Consider the following 24,849-nt stretch of genomic DNA (forward strand, 5'->3'; position numbering starts at 1 on the left):
TGCGCAAAAGCAGCCGATTGGTCTACTTTTGCGCAGTCATCCATCAAGAGAAGGACGCAAGTGTTTTTTCTAGCGAATCAAGTCTTTCCCAGGTGCCTGTAAGACTTGTTCCACTTGTTCTTTGGTGGTTAAGGGGACATCTCCCAGCATCGTATGAGCCAATACTGCATTCGTGATAGCAAAATCAGCGGTGCGTTGGAGTGACCATTTTTCGGCGTAGCCTAATAATACGCCAGCAGCATAGGCATCCCCTGCCCCGATCCGATCCAATACTTGCAGCAGCTGCGGTGCCGTTTCATAGGCATCTTGTGCCGTAATGATCCTTCCGCTGATAAACTGCTTGTCTTCCACGGCTAGACGCCGTGTCCCGCAGAACCATTCGAGTTGATACTGGTCAATAAAGGATTGGATCAACGCAAGCTCTGCGCCTTCTGTTTCCTCTAAGGGATAAGCCAATAGCTCCTCCAAGTCACGGACAGAGCCGAAAACTAGGTCACAATAGGGTAGGATCGTTTCATACCGTTGTTTCAGTACCTCCCGATTTAATTCTTCATTCAAGCTTGGACGGAAGTTGAAATCAAAGCAGACGCGAATCTGCTTGGCATGGGCCTGTTTCGCCAAAGTCAAAGCTGTTTGCCAGGTTTTCTCAGTCAAACTAAGAGAGATCCCGCAAATATGAATGAGATCGACCGTTTCTAAAAATCCATCGATAGCATATTCTTCTGGGCCTGAAACGCCAAAGGAACTATGATGGCGATTTTGATACGTCACATAGGTCGGACGAGCGCCGTAGCCGATCTCGGCGAAATAACTGCCGATATGACTATATTTTTTGCCAACAAATGCCGTTTGAATCCCATAGGAACGCAAGCTGGCTTTTGCCGTATCTCCTAATCGGTTGGCTGGCACCTGTGTCAGCATCGACGTTGTCAAGCCAAAATGCGCCAAATTGCCTAACAGATTGACCCCTGTTCCCGTAAAATCCATCCGCAAAGAGTGGGTCTGTTCCAATGTTCGATATTCTGGTGGCGTCAACCGCATCATCACCTCACCGTAAGCACCGATCCGCATCATTGATCCCCCCTATTTGGCTGCTGCCAACACCTTTTTCGTCATTTCTGCTAATGTCTGTACATCTTCAGGGCGTGTGTCCCCTGTTTCTCCATCGATGATCGAGCTGTAAATATGGGGAATGATTTTTTTCACGCCTGCATCAACAGCGATCTGCAAGATTTCTTCAAAGTTTTCTAAATCGATACCGCCGGTCGGTTCCAAATAAAAATCATTCGCAGCACAAGCCTCGGCTACCGCTTGATATTCTGCTTTATGAGCCAACCCTTTCATTGGAAAATACTTGATAGAACTAGCGCCCATGTCTTTTAATAAAGCGATCGCTGTTTCGACTGGGACTTCTGCAGCTGGAGTTTGTGAACTCAATGGACCAGTCGCAATATTGACATAGCCGACTTTTCCCGTTGGTGAAACCAGGGCATTGACGATCGTTTCAGATTGTCCTAGCAAAGCTCGTGAGGTCCCCGCTCCCGTGAACACTTGGTTAACATGCTGTGGTTGAAGAACAGCGGAAATTCGGGAGACCATTTCACTTTGATTGGGGTCGCCAGCACCAAGCCCTACAGAAAGGGCATTATTTGTTGCCGCTTGATAGTTCTTCATGTCAGCGATAGCCGCCTCGTCACTATCATAGTTTTTTGATAAAACACCTAGGACGATGTTTCCCTCTGCTGCTTCGTAACAAGCTTTCGCATTTTCGATGGAGTTTGCTAACACATTTAGACAGACACGGTCAGCGAAATAATTGGGTGAAGTTTTCATTTTTGGGTTGCTCCTAACATAATTTCTTGTAAGCGATCAGTGATCACTGCCATTTCTTGTTCATTGACTGCTCGGATATCAAATTCAATAATGCCGTTATTGGCTTGGTACTCACGGGTATAAATCGCTGGTTCTCCTGCTTTTAGCGCGTCGATCACTGCTTTGGCACTTGGTTCTTTCACTTTAACACTCGCCCGATAAATGTCTCTGCCAGCGCTGTCCTGAACGATTTTTGCTTCGAAACCAGTGATTTCATTGATTGCCGCAATAAATGGTTGCAGACGCTCTTGCATCGAAGCCCCAGATTCTGTTCCCTCCGCTAGATAATCCGTCACGGCTTGGGTAAATCCGAGAATATTGTCTTTACCGATTTTCATTGCTCGACCTATCCCTTTGGATTGCAGGCGTACCCAAGAGACATAGGGCTGCTTGCCGATCACTAAGCCAGCACTTGGTCCTGACAGTGCTTTCGCACCTGAATAGATCACTAAATCAGCACCGGCTTGGGTATAGGCAAACAAATCTTCCTCAGCAGCCGCATCAACGATCAATGGAAGATCGTGTGCCTTGGCAACTTGGGCCGTTTCTGCTACCGTCAGCATACTTTTTTGAACGGTGTGATGACTCTTTATGTAGAGGATCGCCGCCGTTTCGGGTGTGATCATCTGTTCAATGTGCTCGGGTGTACACATATTGGCATAGCCTGCTTCCACTACCTTCCCACCACCTTGTGTCACCATCACTTCCACTGGTGTGCCATAATCTACGTTGTGGCCTTTGGGCAAAATGATCTCCCGCTTGCTGATTTTCTCACTGTATGGGTGGTACAAATGATAGCTGTCTCCTTGACCGATGAGTGCCGCCACTGATTGGGCGATTCCCGCCGAAGCGGAAGAAACGATTTGCGCATCTTCCGTTTTCAACAATTTTGCTAAATAGGCACCGGTTTTTTCTGCTAGATCTGCCATTTCAAAGAAATGCTCCCCGCCATAGCGCTGGGCTGCAAGCACGCTTTCGCTGACTTTCGAGACACCTAGAATCGTCATTTTGCCAGAAGCATTGATGACTTCTTTCAAGCCTAGTTCGTCAATATTCAGTGTCAAAAAGTTCCCCTCCTATCACCGCTTTTTGCGGCACGATCTGTTGTGTCGTGATTCGGCGATTGCCGTTAGAATCCGTCAATTCCTTTTCGCCCGCTTCAAAGCGGAAAATCGTAAAATCAGCATCATATCCCAATGCGATCTCGCCTTTATTCTGTAAATGAAATTGCTTCGCAGGGGCACTGGTCACCTTCTCGATGATCTCACGCCAATCATACCCTACGGCCGCTAATTTTTCCATAGTCGTCGCTAAATCAAAGACTGGTCCATTGGTACGATTGCGGATGTAGATATCCGTACTAATGGAAGAAGCCTTTAGCTGATTGGCAAAGGCCGTCTCCGCTACATCAAAATTGAAACTGTCTGTCCCATGACCAATATCGAAGACCAAGCCTTTTTCATAGGCAGCAAAGACGAAAGGCTTGATGGTTTGGTTTGTCTGATCCAAAATCCCATTGGCTTTGCCGTTAAAGCAATGGGTTACCACATCGCCTGTTTCCAATTCAGCGAGAATCTCTGCTAAATTCGGTGGTGCTGAACCAATATGGACCATCAAAGGCAGCGGTTGATTTTCAGCTTGGATCGTTTTCGCTAATTTCAACGGCGTGATGCCATTTTCGCCGATCACCGTTTTGCTCATTCGGGCTTTGATCCCGACGATAAAGTCAGGAAACTTCTGCAGTGCTTCTTTGACCAATTCTTTTTTGACTTTTGACAGATCCGCAAGTTCATCCTGCTCTACGATCCCCCATTTGGAAATGTTGACTAAAGCAAAGACATTGGTTTTGGCTTCTTTGGCTAAATCATAAAACCGATGGATATTTTCAGCGCCCGTCGTCCCCGCATCGATAACGGTCGTGACGCCTTGTTTGACACCGATCTCGTCTGGATAATCATAATAGAGCGTCATTTCCTCGAAACAATGGACATGGTCATCGATCCAACCAGCTGACAAGAACTCCCCTTCTGCTAAGGTCAGCTCTTGTTTCGCCTGCTCCTGCAACGTTGGTGCCAGAGCAGTGATTTTGCCGTCTTGAATCCCAATATCAAATACTTCTTCATCGATCGTGCGGGCTTGACGAATAATCAAATCAAACATTTCGTTACACCTTCCTCTCTGTGAAAGTGAATTTCGACCAAGGATGGATAAAGGGCAGCAGAACTAACTCTTGTTCGACGATCGAACCGATTTTATTTTTTCGTGGGTCTGAGTGAGGCTCTAGCACGACTTGCAGCTCGTTTTTGTACTTGCCAAAACGATCGTTGCCGATCACAACGTCCCCTCGTTGAAAGACGCCTTCGTGGTCATGGACAGGATTGTCATGGTTCTTATACTTTTTACGAACTTCTGTGGAACGGATCATCCGATCGGTGATGTCGCCTCGACGGTAATGCTGCTCGTCCAGGGCGATTTGGCGTTCAACTTCATTGATTTCAGGCACAAATTCAATAGCAAATGCCGTCTGGTAGCGATCAATCGCTCCTAGTGCCGCCAATTCTGCTTCCGAAGCATAAGCATTGCCGATAATGACATCATCGATCAACCCTGTGGCAAACAAATGTTTTGCGGCAGTTTCTACAGGCATTTTCCGGTGCATTTCTAAGGTCGGTAAGCCATCATTGATATCCCAAGGTCCGATCGTTCCCGTTTGAGAAGAGATAAATGCGGCGGTTCGAATGCCTTTTTCCTTGAAACGACGACTGCATTTTTCAAAGAAATCATAGGGCAAGGCAGTCCCTTCTTGCGGATAGAAATTGTGGCAGCCGTATAAGTAAGGAATGTTGGCTTGATAGGTCAATATATTGTCTAAATACGCCACATCATTGCTCATATTCAATTCAACAGCTAAGCCAAAGGGATTGTAGGTCAACATCGCTTCTTTATTGCCGTCAAAGCCTAAATCTAAACGAATTCCATCGGCACCTAGTTCATGGAAAAAGGTCAAATCATCATAGGAGATGCCTAGTTCAGAAAAGATGGCTGGTGCCACGTCTAAAATCGTTTCATAGCCTAATCCTTTGGCAAAATCAATCAACGCTTTAAATTTTTTCTGCACGTTTTCTTTGCCGTCACTCACTTCCAGCATACTCATAAAAATGCGGCTAAAGCCATAATCATGGGCTAATTGCAGATAGGCTTTGTCTGTTTCAAAATCACTGTGATCGGGATACACCGATACTCCTAGTTGTCTTTTCAACTTATCTCATCCTCATTTCTTCATAAAAAGCAGTAAAACGTGTCAGTAAAAGCGAACTGCAAACAATCGTCGCCGTTATCGTCAAAAATGGTCCCCACGGAAACTGACGGCTCAGTAGGATCGCTGCAGCAACGCCAAGAATCCCAAACAAAAGCATTCGCCAAAACGGCACTTCTTGAATTTTTTTCCCTTGTGCTGATTTTGTTAACCAAATTTGACAACCAAAAAATAAACAAATGGCATAAATCCCCATGTTTGCACCTCACTCTTTTTTTCTTGATTAAGCGGCTGTTTCTTCTTCTTGTTCGCGGGCAATCTGCTGTTTCTCAAAGACTTTAAAGAATGGGTAGTAGATTGCGAGTGTAATAAAGAAGTTGACGATCACTAAAATCGCTGCTGCGATACTCCAGTCCGTACTCATCCAGGCGGCGATTGGTGCTGGAATGGCAAAACCAAGTCTGGCAGCCATCATCGGTACGACACCCGTAATGGTCGCGAAGTAAGAAATCGTTGTCGTAATCAATGGTGCCACCAAGAACGGAATGCCTAAGATTGGGTTCATTACGATCGGTGCACCGAAAATCACTGGTTCATTGATATTGAATAAGCCTGGCAAGATGGATAAACGGCCCAATTGTTTCAAGTATTTTGATTTGGAGAAGAAGAACAAAACGACCAACGCTAAGGTCGTACCGGCTCCACCGATCCAGACGAACCATTGTAAAAATTGTTCCGTAAAAATATTAGGCAATTCATGCGCATTGCCAGATGCTTGGAACGCTTCCATGTTTTCGGCAATGGAAATATCCCAGAATGGACGAATGACAGGACCCATGATGGCTGGTCCATGAATCCCCAGTACCCAGAAGAAACAGATCAAGAAGACAGTCAGCAAACCACCAAACAAGCTGTTACCAGCTAGCACGTCTTTTAACGGCATCAACAAGTTACTTAAAAAGCCATTGATATCAAAGCCTAACATATGACGGATCACCCAGAACAAAATCAGGATCGCTCCTCCAGGAATCAACGCCATAAATGAATTCGTTACTTCTGGTGGCACACCATCTGGCATTTTGATGGTAATGTTTTTTACGATAAAGAAACGATAGATTTCAACGGACAAGATCGCCGTGACGATCGCGCCAAACAAAGAGCCTGAGCCTAAGTTTGCCACATTGATATAGCGTCCCGCATCAATGATGCCTTCCACAGAATCAAAGACGCGCAACGGTGGTGCAGCGGTTACAAGAAAGGACATCGTTGCTAAGATACCCGCAGTCAATGAATCTAGCTTGTAGCTTTTGGCTAGCGATGAAGCAATCCCATACGTTGCATACAATGCCAATAATCCGACTGTATAACGAAAGGGAATATCCAAAACTTCCCGATACGGTTCGATCACCGCAGCGACTGATTCGATGGGAAAATTCAGCAAGATCGTGAAGAAAGACCCAACGATCGTTAACGGTAACGTAGCGATGATCCCCTTACGAATCGCTACCATGTGCCGTTGCATCCCCACTTTATTTGCAATCGGCATCAACTTCTGTTCAATAAATTCTACAAACCCTTTCATAATTGCCTCCTTAGTTTATAACATTATAATGTTTATACAAGGATAATAGCACAGAGGATCTGGGTTCGTAAATAGTTTTTTAAACAGTAGATAGAATAATCTTTTCGCAATAACATTTCCTACAGTAACCATCAAGCGTCCTATCGTTGTCCTTTCGGTCGATACTGATACATAAAACGATTTTGGATGACGGTACAATTGATAATAAGTAACAAAATGAAAACTGGTGCCAAAGGAGTGCGGATCAACAAGAAAAACAAACTGAGTAAGAAAAGTAAGGAAACAAGTAATAGTTTCCAAAAAGCCAGCGTGATTTTGGCATTATTTTTTTCTAAAAGAAGATGGGTCAGAAAAATCAAGAGCAAACAACTCACTACTAGAACCATTCTACTCATCTTCTTTAGCTGTTTCTAGCTCTTGCGCCACTTGAAGTTTCTCAAATGCTTTAAAGAATGGATAGTAAATCGCTAATGAAACGAAGAAACAGACGAAGACCATCAAACAAGCAACCCAATTCCAATTTGAGGTAATCAATGCGCCAAGAGGTGCGGGAATCGAAAATGGTGGTTTGACCATCATCTTAGGCATCCAATCTAAAGCGGTAACGATATAGACTAAGATAGTATTAGCGATTGGCACAAGAATAAACGGAATTGCCAACAGTGGATTCATCACAATTGGCGTCCCAAAGATCATCGGTTCATTAATATTAAAAATCCCTGGTAAAATGGAAAGACGACCCAATTGTTTTAAATAGTTTGAACGAGAGAACATAAACAAAACAACCAATGCAAGCGTTGATCCAGTACCACCCATTTGCGCATACCATTGATAAAATTGTTCGGTAAAAAGATTTGGTAGATCAAAGGCAGACATACCGTTTTGGAATAATTCCGCATTTTCTAAAATTGCTTGATCCCAAAATGGACGAATGATGGGTCCTAAAACGGCATGGCCATGAATACCCAATACCCAGAAAACGCAGATAACAAATTGTGTGATGATTCCTCCAACCAAATTATTGCCTGTTAAGAAACCTTTTAAAGGAGAGATGGCGATCGTCAGTAATCCATTTAAATCAAAGCCGAAAAAGTGGCGCGGAATCCAAAAGACTAAGATAACCAGCAAGGTTGGTAGGAGTGCCGCAAAGGATTCGCCTACCACAGGTGGTACACCTTCTGGCATCTTGATTTCCAAGTTTTTTGCTTTCGTAAAATGATAAATCTCTACTGAAACTAGCGCCGCAATGATCGCACCGAATAATCCTTGTGATCCAAGTGAAGCGATGGGTAAATACCTTCCTGCAAGTACGGCATCTCCTGTCGTGCTGATGCCTTCCGCCAAATTGATCGGAACGACCATTAAAATCGTCGCTAACATGGATAAAAACCCACTTGTTATCCGATCGAGTTTGTAACTAGCACCTAAATTGGAGCCGATCGTAAATGAGGCATAGAGAGACATTAACCCCACCGTAAATCGAAAAGGAATGTCAAGTGCCGGTAAATAAGGAGCGACCCATTCGGTATAACCAGGAATCGGCAAATTTAAAATAATGGTGAAAAAAGAGCCAACGATCGTGAGCGGCAAAATAGAAATCAACCCATTTCGAATTGCCTGCAAGTGCCGCTGCTGTCCAATAGCATTGGCAATCGGTAATAACTTCATTGCAACCGAGTCTAAAACTTTCATTATAAAATCCTCCTAAAATTCGTTTGAAAAACCATTTCTTTGAATCACTTCTTTAAACCATAGACCAGACTTTTTCATCGTTTTTTCTCCCGTTTCTAAATCCAGACGATAAAAGCCATAGCGATTTTTGAACGCATTCTGCCAACTCCAACAGTCCACAAATGTCCACATGTGATACCCCAGACAGTTACTCCCCTCCATCATTGCTTGATGAAGCTCAATTAAATGCTCTTTTAAAAAAGCAATTCGGTAGTTGTCCTGCACTTGCTCCCCTTCGATAAATGTTTCTTCTCCCTGAATCCCGATGCCATTTTCTGAAACAAACCAATCAATATTCCCATATTCTAACTGGATTTTTTTAGCGATATCATACAAGCCATGAGGATAAATCTCAATCCCCCTTGAAGTATTCATCCTTCTGCCGGGCATCTCGTAATCATCGTAAAACCATTCTGGCGAGAAAACTCCCTCGGGATTAGGCAAAGATTCTTTGGCTTTCACTCGCCGTGGACGGTAATAATTGATTCCTAACAGATCAATCGTTGTTTCAGCAATCAAAGCAAGATCTTGTTCTTCCACTCGTGGCATTTGGTCGTAGCGCGTTAAAATAGCCTTTAACTCCTGGGGGTAACGACCCTTTAAAATCGCTTCATTAAGCGAGCGAGTATAGAAGAGATCTGCCATTTCCGCTGCTTTTAAGTCGGCAGGATGCTGGCTTCTTGGGTAAACTGGAATCACATCCATAATGATACCAATTTTCCCTTGATATGTTCCTTGTCGAAAGACCTTAACTGCCTCACAGTGAGCAAGGATGATATGGTGAAGTACTTGCGCCGCTCGTTTAAAATCAACTACATAAGGATAGTGTCGGTCATGCAAATAGCCGGCTTCTGCTGGAATCATCGGCTCATTAAAGGTAAACCAGTACGCAACTTTCTCATGAAATAGATCAAAACAAATTTTTGCATACGCCCGATACGCTTCGATGACCTCACGATTTTCAAATCCGCCGATTTCTTGTAATTTCATTGGCATGTCAAAGTGATAAAGATTGATAAACGGTTTGATGCCTCTTTGATTTAACCCATCAAGCATTCTGGTATAAAAGTCAACAGCTTCTGAATTAACTTCCCCTGTACCTTCGGGAATAAGACGTGACCAAGAGATCGAAGTCCGAAAAGAATTAAAAGAAAGTGCCGCCATTCGATCCAAATCCGCTTCCATTTCCTGATAAAACCTTGATGTACGTTCTGTTGTAACTCCTTCAAAAAACCGATGGTTATAGTTTTTTGAGGCATAATCCCAAATGTTTTCTCCTTTATTGTCTCCAGCAATCGTTCCTTCTGATTGTGTCGCACTTGTTGCTGCACCCCAGAAAAAGTCCTTCGAAAAATTATACTCCATGTCGCCCTCCTACAATTCCTTTTTTACTAAGCGAAGCATCCGCTTACATTATTGAACAACGAAAGTATAGCATGAAGTAAAATCAATATAATGTTATAATCCCAAATAGAGAACGTTTTCATCCCTTGTCATTTGTTCCACAAAAAAAACACTTTGTTACGGAGGTGCATCATGCTTTTTCTTGACTACAATCCTGAACTTACTGCACTAGAATACGAGGTTTACCGATTTGTATCAAAAAACTTGGCTTCAGTGTCTAAAATGAAGATGAAAGAACTTGCCAAAGAGACCCATACCAGTACTGCTAGTATTAGCCGTTTTTGCAAGAAATTTGAATGTGATACGTTTACCGAATTTAAGATCAATTTGCGCTTTTACTTAGATTCTCTCGTAAAATCTAAAATATCCGATAGTGATGAGTCCCAAACAATTGATTTCTTGAAGCGAGTAAACCAGCCCTTTTTATCTGAAAGAATCGATCGAGCAACAGAGATTCTTAAGAACAAAAGCTTCGTGCTATTTATTGGATCAGGCTTATCTGAAACGATTGCGGAATATGGCGCACTCTATTTTACTGACTTGGGAAAAACGGCATTAAAAGTTGACGATCCCTCAAATTATCCTATCGACTGGTTTCCTGAAGACATATTGTGCAAAACCGGTATCATTGTTTTGTCGATTTCTGGGGAAACACAAGAAATGATTCGATACTTACAAAAGTTAAATCAAAAAGATTGTCAGATTATTGCCATCACGAATACCGAAGATTCAACTATCAGCCAGTTATCCGACTTAACGGTGCCCTATTACATCGAAAGAGAGACCATTTTTAAAGCCAGTCAAAAAAAAGAGAAAACCATTGAACTGACTTCTCAACTACCAGCAATTTATTTAATTGAAAAAATTGCCAAAAGAATACGCCTATCAGAAGAACTTCTCTGATAGGCGCAGGTAGTTTCATTTATTCAGCGATCTTCACAATCTGTAACTAAATCAAATAAAAGTTCCACCAAATAAATGGCTGGAATTTGTGAGGACAATGAATCAGCTGCTTGATTATCGGAAAAATAGTAAGCAAAGTTTCGCTCAGAAAGTCTGGCAATTGACGTTGTTGAACGATTTGTTAGTGAAATGGTCGAAATTCCAGCGGTGGTACATTCAGTAATCAAGGATTCAAGGAATGGATCGGCGCCTTTATTAGAAAAAACCAGCAACGTGGCTTCGCTACTTAAGGTTCTCCAAACGGATTTAATCGATGTTGTTTCTTCCTCTACGCACACGATCTTATCTAAACGTGCAAACTTTTGTTGGGCATAGGTCAAAGCAAGTGTCGATTCCCTGTCACTGGCTAAGATCAAAAGTTTTGTTTTGCTTATTCGTTTAGCAATCGTTAATAATGTTTCTCGATAGAAGGATTCATCCATACGTTCAAAAAAATAGTGCAGGGCTTTTTTATCTTGTTTGAATAATCGATCAGTCTTTCCTTGTTTCTGTAACGTCCTTTTCAATTTGATTTTAAATTCTGAAAAACCTTCGCAATCAAATTTTCGACAAAACCGCAGAACAGTCGTTGAGCTAGTTTTTGTTGCATCCGCCAACTCACGAATAGACATCGAACAGACTTCTGCTTGCTGATTTAATACGTACTGAAATAGTTGCCATTCTTTCTTACTAAATGACTTATTCTCGGCAGTGAGTTCCATCAGTTTTCTCCTTGCTGCGCACCTTCGCCTTCAAACCATCTTCTTCTCATAAATAAAATCATCCATAACAAATCCCGAACCAATCGTAACGGTGCGTTCAGAAACGCGTTCAAAGCCGCGATGTTCATAAACAGCGATCGCTTGCTGATTTTGTTTGTTGACGTTTAAATGCAACGTTTTGCCTGAGGCGATTTCCTCATACCAATCAAAGACTTGGCTGGCATAGCCTTTGCCTCTAGTGGATTGGTGGAGATACAATTTACTTAAATAAATCTGCTGCGGCGTTTCTTCATACGCTGTATACCCCACTGCTTGGTCACCTTCCATTAGTAAAAGATAGACGGCTCCTTGCTGGACTTCGTTTTGAATCGCTGCTGGTGATTGATAATGAGCCAGCATATACGCGACTTGATCCGAACCAATGATTGGTGTAAACACTTCTGGCCAGATTTCTTTGATCAAACGATCCAACGTTTGGAAATCTTCAGGTGATTGAACGATTTTTTTTGTGATTGCCATAAGAACCCCTTCTTTCTGCTGCACGAAACAAAAACTCGTTTATAAATATCTCTATTATAAGGGATAAGGAAAAAAAAGAAAGGGCACGTGGAACAAAGACCCCAAAATGTCTCAAAAGATGGTAAACTAGAAGTGAAAAAATGGTGACGAAAAGGAGGTAGCAACACGATGCAGCTCTTGCAACTACTTTTACTGGCAATCATTTTTGTTTCGTTCTTCATGGCGTTGATTGGCTGGGTTTTATCGATGACCAATGGCTTGATCTTCTCTCGTTCTCCTCAGCAATTTAAAGCGCATGCCCATGATCCTAACTATGAAAAAGAACGACAAGCAGGCAAGCGCTTGAAAGAGATTATATTTCGACGCATTGTTCCTCTAGGAATAGCCTCTTTGTTCGTCTATGGGTTAATCGCACTATTAAACGTCCTTTAAAAGTTTTTAAAAAGACTCAAACAAATCAAAAAACAACCGGCATCTTTTCCTGTTGATCAATGCGCCTTTCGCTTTCGCTGAGGGGAACATCAATGCATAAGATGCCGGTTTGTTTTTTATTTGCTTACTGCTGCTTTAGAGGCTTGAACTTTTTTCAGTAAAGCGAAGAGGACTTGGCTATCATCAATAGCCGCAATATATTGTTGGCAAAGTGCCATCATTTCTGTTTCATCCATTTTATCTAAAGAAATAACTAACTCATTTTCTACTACCTGCTTATTATTCATAGGGCTCCCTACTTTCTTCCTTTGTTACCTCTAGTTTGCCATGAATGAGCAGGTTCCGTAAGAACTTTTCAGTTTACAAACAGGAAACGGGTGGTTTACATCCTTGTCCTATCAAGGTTTTTCCAGAAAATTTATTCGGTAGCAGGCTCGATGTGGATGTCAGTATCAAACACCTGAAAACGATCAGCTAAGAGATCTTCAATAGCATCTGCTACGTTATGACTCTTTTCAACCGTCAAAGATTTGTCCATCGTCACGACGACATCGAGAAAAACATTGGCGCCATACATTCTTCCTCGAATCGATTTGACAGATTTCACTTCAGAAAAACCAGCGATTGCCGCTTCATACTCCACGACTAGCGATTCATCAAACCCATCAGAAAGTGAAAAGGCACTCTCACGAAAAATATCGACGGCGGTTTTGATAATCAAAAGAGCTACCACGATCGCAGTCAAACTGTCCAGCCAACCGATACCAAATGAGGCGGCAAAAATAGCGATCGCCGTTCCAATACTCGTCCACGCATCGCTGCGGTTGTCTTTAGCAGCTGCTAGCAGAGCGGAGCTTTTTACGCGAGCGGATAATCGCTTATTGTAGTAATACATACCATACATCAAAATAGCTGAAATGATACCGACGACTGCCGCAATCATATCGGGACTTTGCGTTTCACCGAGTAGAATCGTTTGAATGGAGGACCATAAAACCTGCAGACCGACTGCCAGCATAATCAAGGACGTTACGAGACTCGCCACATTTTCTGCTTTCCAATGACCATATTTATGGTCTTCATCTGCTGGCTTTTGAGCCAGACGCAAACCAATCAAGACAGCGATCGACGCTACGATATCCGTCGCATTGTTCAACCCATCTGCCCATAGTCCTTCAGAGTTTGCCAAACGACCGATGGCAAGTTTGGCGATCGAAACCAAAATATAAGCAACGATACTTAAGATGGCGCCTCTTTCTGCTTGTTTTAATTCTGCGTATCTTGTTTGATTCATGTCATCCCCTCCAAATAGTCAACTTGAAAATAATAGCTGAAATTTTCACAGTTTGCATCATTTATTTGAGAGATTTTATTTTTTAGGAGCGGCAAACATTCACTTCTAGTGAAACGAATTTCTGTTCTGAGGACACCAAAAAAGCAGGACCCATAAGGGACTCCTGCTTTTTCTACTTTTTCTTTCACAAAGAAGCATGGCTACTCATTCACCAACAACTGGCGATTTCTTTCACTGAATTTCTCATTGTGGGAGGAAACCATCGCTTGTGGGACACTAGCGGGCTCTAAATACTGTTTGATCTGGTTAACTGCTTGCGCAGCATCTTGAAAGGCGCCTGCCAAAAGATTCACTTTGCCTTTGAAATAATGAATGTCGCCCGCCGCAAAAACACCAGGATGGCTAGTTTTTGTAGGAATCTCGCAATTGAGGTAAAAGTCTTCATGGCGTGCAAGATCAAAGGAGACTTTATCTAACAAGCCACTGTCACGGTCATACCCGTGTTGGATCAGTAGATGATCGCATAAAAAATCGATCGTTTCATGGTTGGCACTGTTTTTTAGTCGTAGAACCATATTGAATGTTTCTGCTTGATTCACCCCATCGATGGTGTGATTCATCAGCACTTGAATCCCTTCTGCTTTCATCTTCTTTACTTGTGCTTCATGAGCTTTCAATTTTTCTCCTCGGTAACACAGGGTGACTTTGGCACCATAAGACACTGCTTCGATCGCATAATCCACTGCCGCATCACCGCCGCCAGAGATCACTAGATGCTTGCCTTGGATCGCTTGCTGGTCAGGAAACTGATAGTGGATATAGTTGTCGACATTATTATGGATGAAACATGGCAATTTTTGCGGAGAAACGACACCGCCGCCGATACAGACTAAAACGGTGCGTCCAACATGGGTCCTCCCTTGGTCATCCACTGCATAAAAAAGGTCGTCTTCCTTGGTCAATGAAATGATTTTCGTTTTCAGATAGATCGTTGGATCAAACAACTTGGCCTGTTCAATCAAGTGTTCTTTGACTTTCTTTCCCTTGGTGGGCGGCAATGCACCCACATCCCAGACCATTTTTTCAGGATAGAAATTGATCTTCCCGCCTAATTCGGCTTGTGCTTCAAACAATACGACCGATAGATCACGTAATCCAGCATAAAAACTCGCATAGAGTCCAGTGGGTCCTCCGCCGATAATCAGAACATCTGCTATAGTGGTCATTGGCTAGCCTCTCTTTCGTAAATGAAAATCATTCTCAATTAGTTAGTTCGATTATAGACAACGATCGTCCATTTGTAAAGAATTTTCTGAAAACAAATTAATTATGTTTTCCAATTATTTTTCTTTACATTGTAAAGAAAAAAGCCTTTTCCTGAACTTCTGGTAAAAAAAAGATGAGCAGATTGTTATTTTTTCTCATTTTATCTAGTGATATATTTGTGATCGTCCCTGACTTCAAGGTATACTCTTAGAAAGTAGGTGAAAAAATGGAAGTTGAAAAATGTTACGCGCCCTTACCGGACGGGTCTGTCCTCTATTACGAGAAAACCGGTTCAGGACGCCCTCTTTTTTTATTGCACGGAAATGGCGGCAGCAGTGCCTATTTCTCAAAGCAGGTCGACGCTTTGCGTCAAAAACATCAACTGTATTTAATCGATAGTCGAGGACATGGCAAATCCACCAATACGCAGAAGAAAATCGATTTTTTTAAAATGGCAACAGATCTCTTAGCAATTATTCAGCAAGAAAAGCTAACGAAAATCGCCTTACTAGGATTTAGCGATGGTGCCAATCTGGCGATGGTCTTTTGCCATCTCTACCCAGAGCATGTCAGCTGCATGATTTTAAACTCTGGCAACACGGAACCGCGAGGTGTGAGGCTCTTTTCTCGAATCGGCAGTGTCTTGCAATATCTGATCGTTTGGCTTTGTTCCCCATTCTCCAAAGGCATGCGGGGCTTTCTGCCTATTTTGGGATTGTTGTTTCGTCCAATCGGTTTATCTACAGCCGATTTGAATCACCTCAGTGTGCCGACATTGATTTTGGTCGGCAAACGTGATTCGATCAAGCTTTCCCATTCTTTTTATATTGCAAACAGTATTCCTCAGTCCAATTTTATCGTCGTCAAAGGACAAGGACATAGTTTTGCACGAAAAAATCCAGAAGTATTTAATACGAAAGTTTTATCTTTTTTAGAAAAGGTCGGTGAATAACTATGAGAATCTTTACTTGGCTCCGCGACCACCGCTCACTGTTTAAAACCCTCTTCTTAATTGCAGTCGCCGTGATCGTGTTCGGCGAGCTGCTTTCGTTAAGCAAGACGATCTCGATTGATCAACTAAAACAATTGTTTGCGCAGCTATCCCTTTGGCGAGTGGCTTTAATGGCTGTCATTGGCTTACTGTGTGTCTTTCCCATGGTCTTATATGATATCGTCTTGAATCGCTTGCTAGGGGACAAACCTGATCGCCGTTATTTACTAGAAACCAGCTGGATCATCAATACCATGAACAATTTGATCGGCTTTGGCGGTTTCATCAGTATCGGGTTACGGTCGGAATTTTATGGCAAAGGAAAAAAAGGCAAAGACGTTGCCCAAGCCATTTCGAAGATTTTTATCTATTTGATGTCTGGTCTTTCGATTTTATCGCTTGCTGCGCTGGCATTCGTCCTCTTCGGTCCCACGACCGATTATCTCCAACAGTATTGGATCTGGCTTTTAGGCGGCAGTCTTTATTTTCCAATCGTCTATGCGCTTAGTTTTTCCAAAAAAAATGCCTACTTAGGTGGGCTGCAACGACGCGATCGTCTGCAGCTGATCGCCGCTTCCTTATTGGAATGGCTAGGTGTTTTTGCCGCCTTCTTTACGACGGGTCTGTTGATGGGTCTCTCGGTCGATGTGTTTCAACTGTTGCCGCTTTTCATCGCTGCTTCCGTGATTGGGATCGTCTCGATGATTCCCGGGGAACTGGGAACCTTTGATGTCATGATGATTATGGGAATGGGTTCACTACAGATTCCCCGTGAAAGTGTCATTGCCTGGCTCTTGCTGTTCCGTCTGTTTTATTACATCATTCCCTTTTTGATCGGTTTGCTTTTTTTCTCAAAAAATGTCGGTGTCTCCCTCAACCAGCGCTTTTCTGGTATTCCAAAAAGCTTGTTGTTGGAAGTATTCCACAAGATCGAAGTGTTGTTGCTTTATCTGACTGGAACGATGTTGGTGCTTTCCGCCACGATCCCAGAAGCCTTTGATCAAATCAAATGGTTAGCCCACCTCAATCCGATTCGCTTGAATTTTGTGATGCAGTACCCGAGTATCTTTCTCGGCTATCTCTTTTTGATTGCCGGTCGCGGCATCTCTGCCCGTGTCAGTCGTGCGTACGTGCCGACGCTTTTGTTGATTGCAGCAACGATCGGCTATGCTATTTTTGCGGGTTTCCGCTTTTCGACCATGCTGTTTCTTCTATTATTACTGGCGATCATGATTTTTTCAAAAAGCGAGTTATTCCGAAAGCAACTGGTTTTCGCTTGGGAATGGCTGACGATCGATGGTTTGCTGATTGGTTCGTTGACGATCCTCTATGTCATTATCGGGGTCTACAATATGCCCCATATCAATCGGCATCCGACACATCACCATTCGATGGATTTTTTGCTTTTCCCTTCTGAAAAATTATGGCTCCAAGGCTTCGTTGCGATTTTATTCGTCGCCGTTGCGATGCTGTTGTTTGCACGCTACTTGATGGGACCAAAGCACCAACTCGGCGTCAGTGCCGCCACCGATAAAGTGAAGCATGTTTTGAACACTTATGGCGGCAATAGCGACAGCCATCTTGTCTATTTAAAAGACAAGCAAGTGTACGTTTATCCAGAAATCGGCGAGCCGACGGTCTTTTTTCAATTTACGACCTTTAATAATAAATGCTTAGTCATGGGTGATCCTTCTGGGAAGCAAGCAGACTTTCCCCAGGCACTGGAAACCTTCCTAACAGAGATGGATCAGTGGAATTACTTGCCAGTCTTTTATGAAAGTAGTGAAGAAATGGTGATGCTGCTGCATGAATTCGGGTATGACTTTATCAAATTCGGTGAGAAAGCCTATGTGGATCTGCCTAGTTTCACCCTCTCAGGAAAGAAAATGAAGGGACAGCGGGCTTTGAACAACAAGATCACCAAAGAAGGCTTTACCTTTGATGTGCTCACCCCACCCTTTTCAGCCGAAACCTTTGCAACACTTAAGGAAATTTCTGACAACTGGCTAGATGGACGGAAAGAAAAAGGGTTCTCCCTTGGATTCTTTTCAGAATCCTATCTGAGTACCGCACCAATTGCAGTCGTCCGTAATCAGCAACAAGAAATCGTCGCGTTTGCCTCCTTTATGCCAACCTATCAGACAGGCTTAGCTTCCATTGATCTGATGCGTCACGATCCTGAAAAAGCCCCGAACGGAACGATGGATTTCTTGTTTATTCAGCTGTTTGACTATTTTAAAGAACAAGGCTACCAACAATTCGATTTAGGTATGGCACCATTAGCCAATGTTGGTACTTTCCGCAGTAGTTTCTTACAAGAGCGGATCGCCTATCTCGTTTACACCTTCGGGTCTCGCTTCTATTCTTTTGAAGGATTGCGGGAGTACAAACAGAAATATGCCGCTTCTTGGTCCCCTCGCTACATTTTGTATTCTCGAGACAGTTGGATCGGTTATGTCATGATTGCTCTGTTGATCGTCGATAATCAAGCGGCGGACAAAACGAAGTAAAAAAGCTCAAATGCGCCGGTTTGTTCTCGGTGCATTTGAGCTTTTTTCATTTGTTGCGCTTCGAAGTTATTCTGCTGATTTAGATGGTGCGTTTTCCCAAAGTTGTTTGACGACTGGAATATTTCCTAGTTCCGTCATATTGGATGGCAGAATGACCGTGTTGGTATTGCTGTTGACCACGTCTTTAAAGGCTTCGATCCCTAGATAAGATAAGGAGCGCTCGTCTAGCTGGCTTTCTTTGATTGCTTCATTGATAGCTAAAATCCGTTTGCGTTCAGCTTCAGTGATTTTCGCGATTCGTTCCGCTTCTGCCTCAGCATCGATCCGTACACGTTTTGCCCGCGCCTCTGCATCGATTTGGGTTTGTTCTGCCCGAGCTTCGGCGTCGATCGTCATTTGAGAAGCTTTGGCTTCGGCACTTAAGACTGAAGAAGATTTCTCCCCTTGGGCTCTTGTGATCATGGATTCTTTGTCTCTTGAAGCTGTGATCAATTTATTCATTGATTCAATGATTTCTTGGGAAACTTTGATTTCCCCGATATTGATCCGGTCGATCGCTAACCCATAGCCAGCAGTGATGTCTTTGATTGAAGTAAATAGAGCCACGTTGATTTCTTCAGTTCCATTTAGAACCTCATTCAGATCCATTTTCCCGATGATCCCCCGTAAGTTTGATTGGGCATCTTGAATCATTGAGATAACGGAGTTTTCATTTTCGTAAACAAAGGCACGAACATCTGTGACGTGGTATTTGATTGCTTCATCGATCTGCACGATTACGTTGTCTTTTGTAATTGCACTTTGCGGTTCGATCTCCAGAGGAATCTGTTTCAAGGACACTCTTTCTCTTACGGTATATAAAATCGGAACAAGAAAATGAAGACCTGGTTCCAACGTTCGAACATATTTCCCAAAACTTTCCACAACTTTGACTTCCCCTTGACGAACGATCACAGCAGTGCTTGCGATCAGCCAAATCAGAACCACTAATACGAAGATAACTAAAATAATTTGGATAATGATCATTGTAAAAACCCTCTTCCATTTTCAAATAATGTATTGTTAACACGGGTCAATAAGACACCGTTTTCAACCCCGATAATCTCTAACATGACATTTTCAGCAGGAATCCCTGCAATCACTCGATATTCTGTGTAGGTGCCATAAAGACGGATATAGCCTGAATAATGATCCGTCAGCGATCGAAAATAACGTCCAACCGCTCGTTGTTCCATGTAGTCTACGATGATTTTCCACCCTCTTTGCCTTCGTGCAGGTTATTTTTCGTTTCAATTGATTCGTTCATTCTATGACAAGTGTTACTAACTATAATAGCACGTTTCACCCAAGAGGACAGTATACATTTCATAATTCCCTCCTTTTTAGAAAAAAAGACGAGCTGAAAACAAATCCCTTGCATTTACCAATTAAATTGCATACAATCTAATTGTACAAAATATAAAAAACAGGAGTGAAGAAATGATGAAAAAAATGTATTCTACTAAAATGATTAACACTGGTGGCCGTTCAGGAGAAGTTCATAGTCCCGATCATTCATTTGAACTAAATATTACTGCACCTGGCAAACGTGTTGAAAATGCCACCAATCCAGAACAACTTTTTGCGGCTGGGTTTAGTGCTTGTTTCAATAGTGCCCTTGAATTAGTGAAAAGCAACAAAGGAATCGACGGTGCTTCAACTGTCAGTGCACAAGTGACTTTATACGCAGAAAGTGAATCAAGCTTTGTTTTAGGCGTTGAGATCGAAGGTCAAATCGAAGGTTTATCAACAGAAGAAACACAAGAATTGCTTGAAATCGCTCATACCGTATGTCCTTACTCAAAAGCTACAGCTGGCAACATTGAAGTGACTGTCAAAGCCGTTAACGAGTAGACTTTCGTTGAAAAAACAGCTATGATAAGAGGCGGATGTTAGAAAAAGGGGTGAAAACATGAATGTCTTAGCGTTAGAAAACCAATTGTGTTTTCCTCTATACGCCGCTTCAAAAGAAATTATCAAACAGTACAAAGACTTACTGGACCCGTTGAATTTGACCTATACCCAATATTTAGTGATGTTGGTGTTATGGGAAGATGAAGCGATCAGTGTCAAAGAATTGGGGAAGCAATTATGTCTAGATTCTGGCACACTGACACCGGTTTTAAAAAAGCTTGAAGCAAAAGGATACCTAGTAAGAAATCGAAATCAAGACGATGAACGTTCCTTGCGGGTCACATTGACTGATTCAGGCAAAAGACTCCATGAACAAGCACTAGAGATCCCCTACAAAGTAACTGAATTCTTGCCTCTTGAACCGGAAGAACTGTCAGTCCTCCACGAATTGACGACCAAAATGGTCCAAAAATTTCAAGAACAAGAAAAATGATCCGCTGTTTTCACAGCGGATCATTTTTTTATCTTTTAAACCTTCACTAACAAACAGCGAAGAAAACGGGATGACCTACGAAGCTTTGGTTTTCAATTCGCCAATAACATTTCGCAACTGAGTTAATTGTTCTGGGTCTTCAATTTTTTTGATCGCAATTTTTACCAATTCAAAAATTTGTTCCTCCGTCAAACCACTTTGCAAAATCTCCAATTCGGTGACAGCTGGTTGGAAACGACGAGCCAAAACTGACCCACTCATCTTGATACTTGCGATCTCAAGTATCCCTTTATTGACTAACTTACGAATCACTGACAATGACGTGTTGCGATTCAAGCCGAAGCGTTCACTAAATTCGGTACAGCATAGCGGCTCATCCACAGCCCAAAAACAAACTAAGACTTCCCACTCTTTTTTTGAAAAACTCAAGTAATCCATAACTGCTCCTTTCCATGCCAATCAGGCTGGTTCTTATTTTCTAATCAAAACAATCGCAGCTATTGACATAAGCTATCTATCCTCTTCATTTTACGATTGTTTTTTCTTTCACTAAAAGGATTATATACCAATAATAATCTATTTTATTCATAATTTCAAAATAATTTTTATTTTAATGATAAATAACACGTTTAATTCTCCTTCTTCTCCATAAAAAAAAAGCGACTAGATGCGCTAGTCGCTTTCTTTTCTATCAAGTGATCCTAAGAAGAACCGCTTATTGGATGTTGAAGATCAGGCTTTCGTGCTCTTTTTCTTTTAAGGAATAGCCACAAAACTCTTTATTCAAATTCGGATAATCGCGTTCGATCATCTGAATAACCTCGATTTCCGTCAAAAATTTGTCTTCTGACAATTGCAACGAGTTCAACAAGACAAAGCGTGAATCATAGCCTAAAATCTCTGGCATCAATTGCCAAAAATTTGAGTGATCAATTTGTTGGATCGTTTCTTCAAAGTTAGCAATCAATTGTTGTACATGATCATAGACTTTGGGATAATCAGATTTTAACAAATCCAACAGTGCTTGATCGACCACCTTATCCAAATAAGCCTTTGTGTCCGTATAGATTATTGAAGAAATCACTTATTTCATCAATCCTTTCATTCAAATGCCATATTCGACATCGTCAAGGATGGCTCCCTGTTCCTATATATAGCATACTATCGGTGATTTTCGTTCTCAGATTAAGGATAGAATCAAGAAAAAAAGGAGAAGTCGTTTTTTGATTCCTCAATCTTACTCCACAATAGCAAAATTTTGCTGAACTGATAAGCAAAGCGAATCAGCAACATCTGAAAATGAGAAATTTGTCAGATTTCCCTCCTTTTTTAGATAGATTGCCTCTCTTCTATACGAAAAATCAACCGCCAAGGATCGCATCCCTTATCAGCGATCGATTTGAAACAAACAACCAGCAGCCCTTATTGCCCTTCACAAAAAACGGAGACAGCATAATTTCAGACAGAACCTTCAGCAACATGTATAATTAAAGTAGAGAAAATCATCAAAATAAACGAGACGAGGAGTGGAGCAAAGATGAAGAACCATTGTAAATGTGGCAAGAAGTTAACTGGCAATGAAAAAAGCTGTCCGGACTGCAAACGCAAAAAACAGCAAACTTTAGATTCCTTGGAAAAATTCGTTAAATACGGCAGTTTTGCTTTAGCAGGCCTATCATTAGTTTTAAAAATTGCGAAAAGTCGACAAAGTTAGCAGTGATCGACTGAGAACTTTAATAAAAAAAACGCCGTAATGGCGTTTTTTTTATTAGTCTACAATCGTACTCTCCAACTGCCAATTGACCGTACCAATATACGTCCCCGGTTGAATCAAATCAAAATCAGGAACAAATCGTAAATAGCAGTTGTATTCATTTAAAGCAAGGGTTAAATCAGCCTCGCCGTCGGGAAGCTGCTGAAAAAGGATCGTTTCATCTTTCGTAACTGTTGCCACCAAGGGATCGTCGACAGGATCATAGATTACGAATTGGACGTCTTCTGCCAACTGCTGCTGGTCTTGCAAGAAATCAGTCATTTGCCCACTAAGCTGCCAAGTCCCTTCACTGCTGTTGCTGATAGACAGTAGTGCCGAGGTTTGATCAAAAGAAACGGGAAGATAGGCAAAGCCATCACTTCGGAGCGATCGTGCGAGCTCATTTACATTGATTGTCGGTCCGTTGATCGACTCCGGCGCACTGAGAAATTGTACACTGCCTCGAAAATCAATGCCATAATAATGGGTTTCTGATTGATTTCCCTCTGCATCGATCACAAAAGCAGCAAGATAATAAGTGGTTCCCGGCTCCAGATTCGCGGTATCTCGTTCCAACGTGTATGTAAAGGGATCTGCCAATGTGGCACGCTCTATCTGAGCTGTTTCTAAGAAATCTGCCTCCGTCACCGTCTCTTCTTCCGTAAAAAAATCCGTAACATACAAGCGTGCTTGCGTTGAATTGCGGTCATCGATGGTAATCGGGGTAAAGCACAAACGGTTTTCCCGCACGAGCTGCTGGGTTTCTTTCGCTTCTGCTAAGGTAGGTACACCCGTTGTCAGCGTGGGCGGAAACACACCGGTCATTGTGTAGGAATGCGTCTCGGGGCTGCCAGATACGAGACTCGATACAAAGGCATTCCCTTGGAAGGTCGTTTGCACAGGCACCGTTTGATTCAAGTTCTCATTGAGCGGCGCCCCCGTATAGGTAATCGAATAGTGGATCAGATAGTCATTCCCTTTGGCTAATGCAGGTAGGGTCGCGACCAACTCACCAGCTTCAACGCTAAAATCAATCGGCGTGCCGCCTTCTGGCATACCATTTACCATCAAATCAGGACCACCAAAATACACTGTCTCATCGACTAAAGAAAACCCTTCTGGAAATATCGAACTCAGCTTGATACCTGCTTCTAAATCTGATAAATCACTGGAGTCTTTGTACGAGAGATACGTTGCATAGGTAATTGTTTTTTCTGCATCAACTATTGCTGTCTGACTAAGAGCTGTCTCGGTATCCAGTAACAACTTGTTGGGGTCGCGTTCGAAGACACCGGTTCGCATATCAATAGCGACTAGTCCTTCTACGTCAATAAAAGCAACTGCTTTTTCTTGGACGTTTCCACCATTTGCACCGGTAAAGCCAAAGTATACGGGCGCATTGTTTGTCAAATTCAAATTGGTTCTAAAAGTATCGTCCACCGGTACAGTAACATCGACCCCAAAATCAGGGACAGAATAGTGTAATGTTTGATTCGTCTGATTGAATTCAACAGAAAATGTATGCCATTGGCTATCAGAAATATCGGTGACCGCAACAAGGTCCTTATGGTTGACGACCTTGTACGACGGCAGCCAGCCTTCTGTCGTATAGGCGTCGTTTGAACCTGGAAAATTCCATGCGATATGATGGCTATTCGGTGCATCGCGATCCATGGCACCATGGACACCCAGACTACCAGAATTGTAGTAAGTATCGAATTCGATGGCAAAGCTTTGCGGAATCGCTCCGGTATTCAGTGGGTCGGTTCCCCCTACATTCGACCAAACACCAATCGTTGGACCTGCTTGTTGAGCGAGTGCATCTACACCACTGCTTTGCATAACAAAAGCTAAGCCATCGCTATCAGTTGCTGTATTTTCGATGCAAAAAGCCATTTCTAATCGAAAAGATCGGGTAAAAGAAACCGCTTTGTTGAACCAAACACCCCCACTGACATTTGATGTCACCCCATCATTGATCTGAACATAGTTATAACCATCAGACCCTTGCGGAGAACCGGCTTGACCTACCGTGGTGATCAAGGTCTCATCGATCGGCAACGTCGCAAAATCTGGCTCAACGACGGTCGCTGCAACAGATGCGTTTCCTGTATGAAATAAGCCGATACCCAACAAGAAGAAAAGTAAAAAACGTGTCGTAAGAAATTTTTTCATCGTCATCCTCCGCT

General features: G+C 42.6%; 26 protein-coding genes. 6 read left to right on the forward strand and 20 right to left on the reverse strand.

Annotation, left to right across the window (positions count from 1 at the left end; genetic code table 11):
* Positions 1-69 precede the first annotated feature (69 nt).
* From P0G38_RS10940 to P0G38_RS10985, 10 genes are all read right to left on the reverse strand, one after another.
* Positions 70-1,074: a sugar kinase gene (locus P0G38_RS10940; protein ID WP_275850930.1), complete on the reverse strand. Its 1,005-nt coding sequence runs from the start codon at positions 1,072-1,074 to the stop codon at positions 70-72.
* 9 nt (positions 1,075-1,083) lie between these two features.
* The gene (dagF, locus tag P0G38_RS10945; protein WP_275850933.1) at positions 1,084-1,833 is read right to left on the reverse strand and encodes a 2-dehydro-3-deoxy-phosphogluconate aldolase; all 750 of its coding nucleotides are present in this window, start codon (positions 1,831-1,833) and stop codon (positions 1,084-1,086) included.
* The gene (locus P0G38_RS10950; protein ID WP_275850936.1) at positions 1,830-2,936 is read right to left on the reverse strand and encodes a DgaE family pyridoxal phosphate-dependent ammonia lyase; all 1,107 of its coding nucleotides are present in this window, start codon (positions 2,934-2,936) and stop codon (positions 1,830-1,832) included. The genes dagF and P0G38_RS10950 overlap by 4 nt, the downstream gene beginning before the upstream one ends.
* Positions 2,920-4,032 carry an amidohydrolase/deacetylase family metallohydrolase gene (locus P0G38_RS10955; RefSeq protein ID WP_275850939.1) on the reverse strand — a complete coding sequence of 371 codons (1,113 nt, stop codon included), beginning with the start codon at positions 4,030-4,032 and terminating at the stop codon, positions 2,920-2,922. Before P0G38_RS10955 ends, P0G38_RS10950 begins: the two co-directional genes overlap by 17 nt.
* A gap of 4 nt (positions 4,033-4,036) precedes the next feature.
* On the reverse strand, positions 4,037-5,131 hold the full coding sequence (locus P0G38_RS10960; RefSeq protein ID WP_034695473.1) for a DUF871 domain-containing protein: 1,095 nt from the start codon (positions 5,129-5,131) through the stop codon (positions 4,037-4,039).
* Position 5,132: 1 nt separating this feature from the next.
* Positions 5,133-5,384 carry a hypothetical protein gene (locus P0G38_RS10965; RefSeq protein WP_005225703.1) on the reverse strand — a complete coding sequence of 84 codons (252 nt, stop codon included), beginning with the start codon at positions 5,382-5,384 and terminating at the stop codon, positions 5,133-5,135.
* Between the two features lie 27 nt (positions 5,385-5,411).
* Positions 5,412-6,710, reverse strand: a complete 1,299-nt coding sequence (locus tag P0G38_RS10970; protein ID WP_005225702.1) for a PTS sugar transporter subunit IIC — start codon at positions 6,708-6,710, stop codon at positions 5,412-5,414.
* Positions 6,711-6,850: 140 nt separating this feature from the next.
* Positions 6,851-7,096 (reverse strand): hypothetical protein, encoded by a 246-nt coding sequence (locus P0G38_RS10975; protein WP_010747943.1) that lies wholly within the window; start codon positions 7,094-7,096, stop codon positions 6,851-6,853.
* A 1-nt stretch (position 7,097) separates the two neighbouring features.
* Complete coding sequence (locus P0G38_RS10980; protein WP_275850949.1) at positions 7,098-8,402, reverse strand: PTS sugar transporter subunit IIC; 1,305 nt, start codon at positions 8,400-8,402, stop codon at positions 7,098-7,100.
* A 12-nt stretch (positions 8,403-8,414) separates the two neighbouring features.
* The gene (locus tag P0G38_RS10985) at positions 8,415-9,806 is read right to left on the reverse strand and encodes a glycoside hydrolase family 1 protein (protein WP_275850952.1); all 1,392 of its coding nucleotides are present in this window, start codon (positions 9,804-9,806) and stop codon (positions 8,415-8,417) included.
* 171 nt (positions 9,807-9,977) lie between these two features.
* Between P0G38_RS10985 and P0G38_RS10990 the strand changes: the two genes are divergently transcribed.
* Positions 9,978-10,748 carry a MurR/RpiR family transcriptional regulator gene (locus P0G38_RS10990; RefSeq protein ID WP_015509458.1) on the forward strand — a complete coding sequence of 257 codons (771 nt, stop codon included), beginning with the start codon at positions 9,978-9,980 and terminating at the stop codon, positions 10,746-10,748.
* 23 nt (positions 10,749-10,771) lie between these two features.
* On the opposite strand, the gene P0G38_RS10995 is transcribed toward P0G38_RS10990, so the two are convergent.
* Positions 10,772-11,509 (reverse strand): MurR/RpiR family transcriptional regulator, encoded by a 738-nt coding sequence (locus tag P0G38_RS10995; RefSeq protein ID WP_151195359.1) that lies wholly within the window; start codon positions 11,507-11,509, stop codon positions 10,772-10,774.
* 30 nt (positions 11,510-11,539) lie between these two features.
* Positions 11,540-12,028, reverse strand: a complete 489-nt coding sequence (locus P0G38_RS11000) for a GNAT family N-acetyltransferase (RefSeq protein WP_151195360.1) — start codon at positions 12,026-12,028, stop codon at positions 11,540-11,542.
* A gap of 168 nt (positions 12,029-12,196) precedes the next feature.
* Between P0G38_RS11000 and P0G38_RS11005 the strand changes: the two genes are divergently transcribed.
* The gene (locus P0G38_RS11005) at positions 12,197-12,460 is read left to right on the forward strand and encodes a hypothetical protein (protein ID WP_123833853.1); all 264 of its coding nucleotides are present in this window, start codon (positions 12,197-12,199) and stop codon (positions 12,458-12,460) included.
* A gap of 116 nt (positions 12,461-12,576) precedes the next feature.
* Here P0G38_RS11005 and P0G38_RS11010 read toward each other — a convergent pair whose 3' ends face one another.
* The 3 genes from P0G38_RS11010 to P0G38_RS11020 form a co-directional block, all read right to left on the reverse strand.
* On the reverse strand, positions 12,577-12,747 hold the full coding sequence (locus P0G38_RS11010; protein ID WP_005225698.1) for a hypothetical protein: 171 nt from the start codon (positions 12,745-12,747) through the stop codon (positions 12,577-12,579).
* A gap of 131 nt (positions 12,748-12,878) precedes the next feature.
* Entirely contained in the window at positions 12,879-13,754 is an 876-nt protein-coding gene (locus P0G38_RS11015) for a cation diffusion facilitator family transporter (RefSeq protein ID WP_005225697.1), read from the reverse strand.
* A gap of 200 nt (positions 13,755-13,954) precedes the next feature.
* On the reverse strand, positions 13,955-14,980 hold the full coding sequence (locus P0G38_RS11020; protein ID WP_275850960.1) for an NAD(P)/FAD-dependent oxidoreductase: 1,026 nt from the start codon (positions 14,978-14,980) through the stop codon (positions 13,955-13,957).
* Between the two features lie 266 nt (positions 14,981-15,246).
* Between P0G38_RS11020 and P0G38_RS11025 the strand changes: the two genes are divergently transcribed.
* The gene (locus P0G38_RS11025; RefSeq protein WP_005225694.1) at positions 15,247-15,972 is read left to right on the forward strand and encodes an alpha/beta fold hydrolase; all 726 of its coding nucleotides are present in this window, start codon (positions 15,247-15,249) and stop codon (positions 15,970-15,972) included.
* A 2-nt stretch (positions 15,973-15,974) separates the two neighbouring features.
* Positions 15,975-18,521 (forward strand): bifunctional lysylphosphatidylglycerol flippase/synthetase MprF, encoded by a 2,547-nt coding sequence (gene mprF / locus P0G38_RS11030; protein WP_128432313.1) that lies wholly within the window; start codon positions 15,975-15,977, stop codon positions 18,519-18,521.
* A gap of 66 nt (positions 18,522-18,587) precedes the next feature.
* Here mprF and P0G38_RS11035 read toward each other — a convergent pair whose 3' ends face one another.
* Together P0G38_RS11035 and P0G38_RS11040 are read right to left on the reverse strand one after the other, a co-directional pair.
* Positions 18,588-19,547, reverse strand: coding sequence for an SPFH domain-containing protein (locus P0G38_RS11035; RefSeq protein ID WP_275850968.1), 960 nt, complete (start codon positions 19,545-19,547; stop codon positions 18,588-18,590).
* On the reverse strand, positions 19,544-19,756 hold the full coding sequence (locus P0G38_RS11040; RefSeq protein WP_005225691.1) for a hypothetical protein: 213 nt from the start codon (positions 19,754-19,756) through the stop codon (positions 19,544-19,546). Before P0G38_RS11040 ends, P0G38_RS11035 begins: the two co-directional genes overlap by 4 nt.
* 247 nt (positions 19,757-20,003) lie before the next feature.
* Between P0G38_RS11040 and P0G38_RS11045 the strand changes: the two genes are divergently transcribed.
* Positions 20,004-20,414 (forward strand): organic hydroperoxide resistance protein, encoded by a 411-nt coding sequence (locus P0G38_RS11045; protein WP_218213113.1) that lies wholly within the window; start codon positions 20,004-20,006, stop codon positions 20,412-20,414.
* 58 nt (positions 20,415-20,472) lie between these two features.
* Complete coding sequence (locus P0G38_RS11050; protein ID WP_015509453.1) at positions 20,473-20,907, forward strand: MarR family winged helix-turn-helix transcriptional regulator; 435 nt, start codon at positions 20,473-20,475, stop codon at positions 20,905-20,907.
* A gap of 75 nt (positions 20,908-20,982) precedes the next feature.
* Here P0G38_RS11050 and P0G38_RS11055 read toward each other — a convergent pair whose 3' ends face one another.
* From P0G38_RS11055 to P0G38_RS11065, 3 genes are all read right to left on the reverse strand, one after another.
* Complete coding sequence (locus P0G38_RS11055) at positions 20,983-21,345, reverse strand: hypothetical protein (protein WP_005225688.1); 363 nt, start codon at positions 21,343-21,345, stop codon at positions 20,983-20,985.
* 277 nt (positions 21,346-21,622) lie between these two features.
* Positions 21,623-21,991, reverse strand: coding sequence for a DUF7006 family protein (locus tag P0G38_RS11060; protein ID WP_015509452.1), 369 nt, complete (start codon positions 21,989-21,991; stop codon positions 21,623-21,625).
* A gap of 684 nt (positions 21,992-22,675) precedes the next feature.
* Positions 22,676-24,835, reverse strand: coding sequence for an L-type lectin-domain containing protein (locus P0G38_RS11065; RefSeq protein ID WP_275850976.1), 2,160 nt, complete (start codon positions 24,833-24,835; stop codon positions 22,676-22,678).
* Between the last annotated feature and the right edge of the window lie 14 nt (positions 24,836-24,849).

Origin of the sequence: Enterococcus casseliflavus (genome assembly GCF_029215545.1) — a bacterium.
GTDB lineage: Bacteria > Bacillota > Bacilli > Lactobacillales > Enterococcaceae > Enterococcus_D > Enterococcus_D casseliflavus.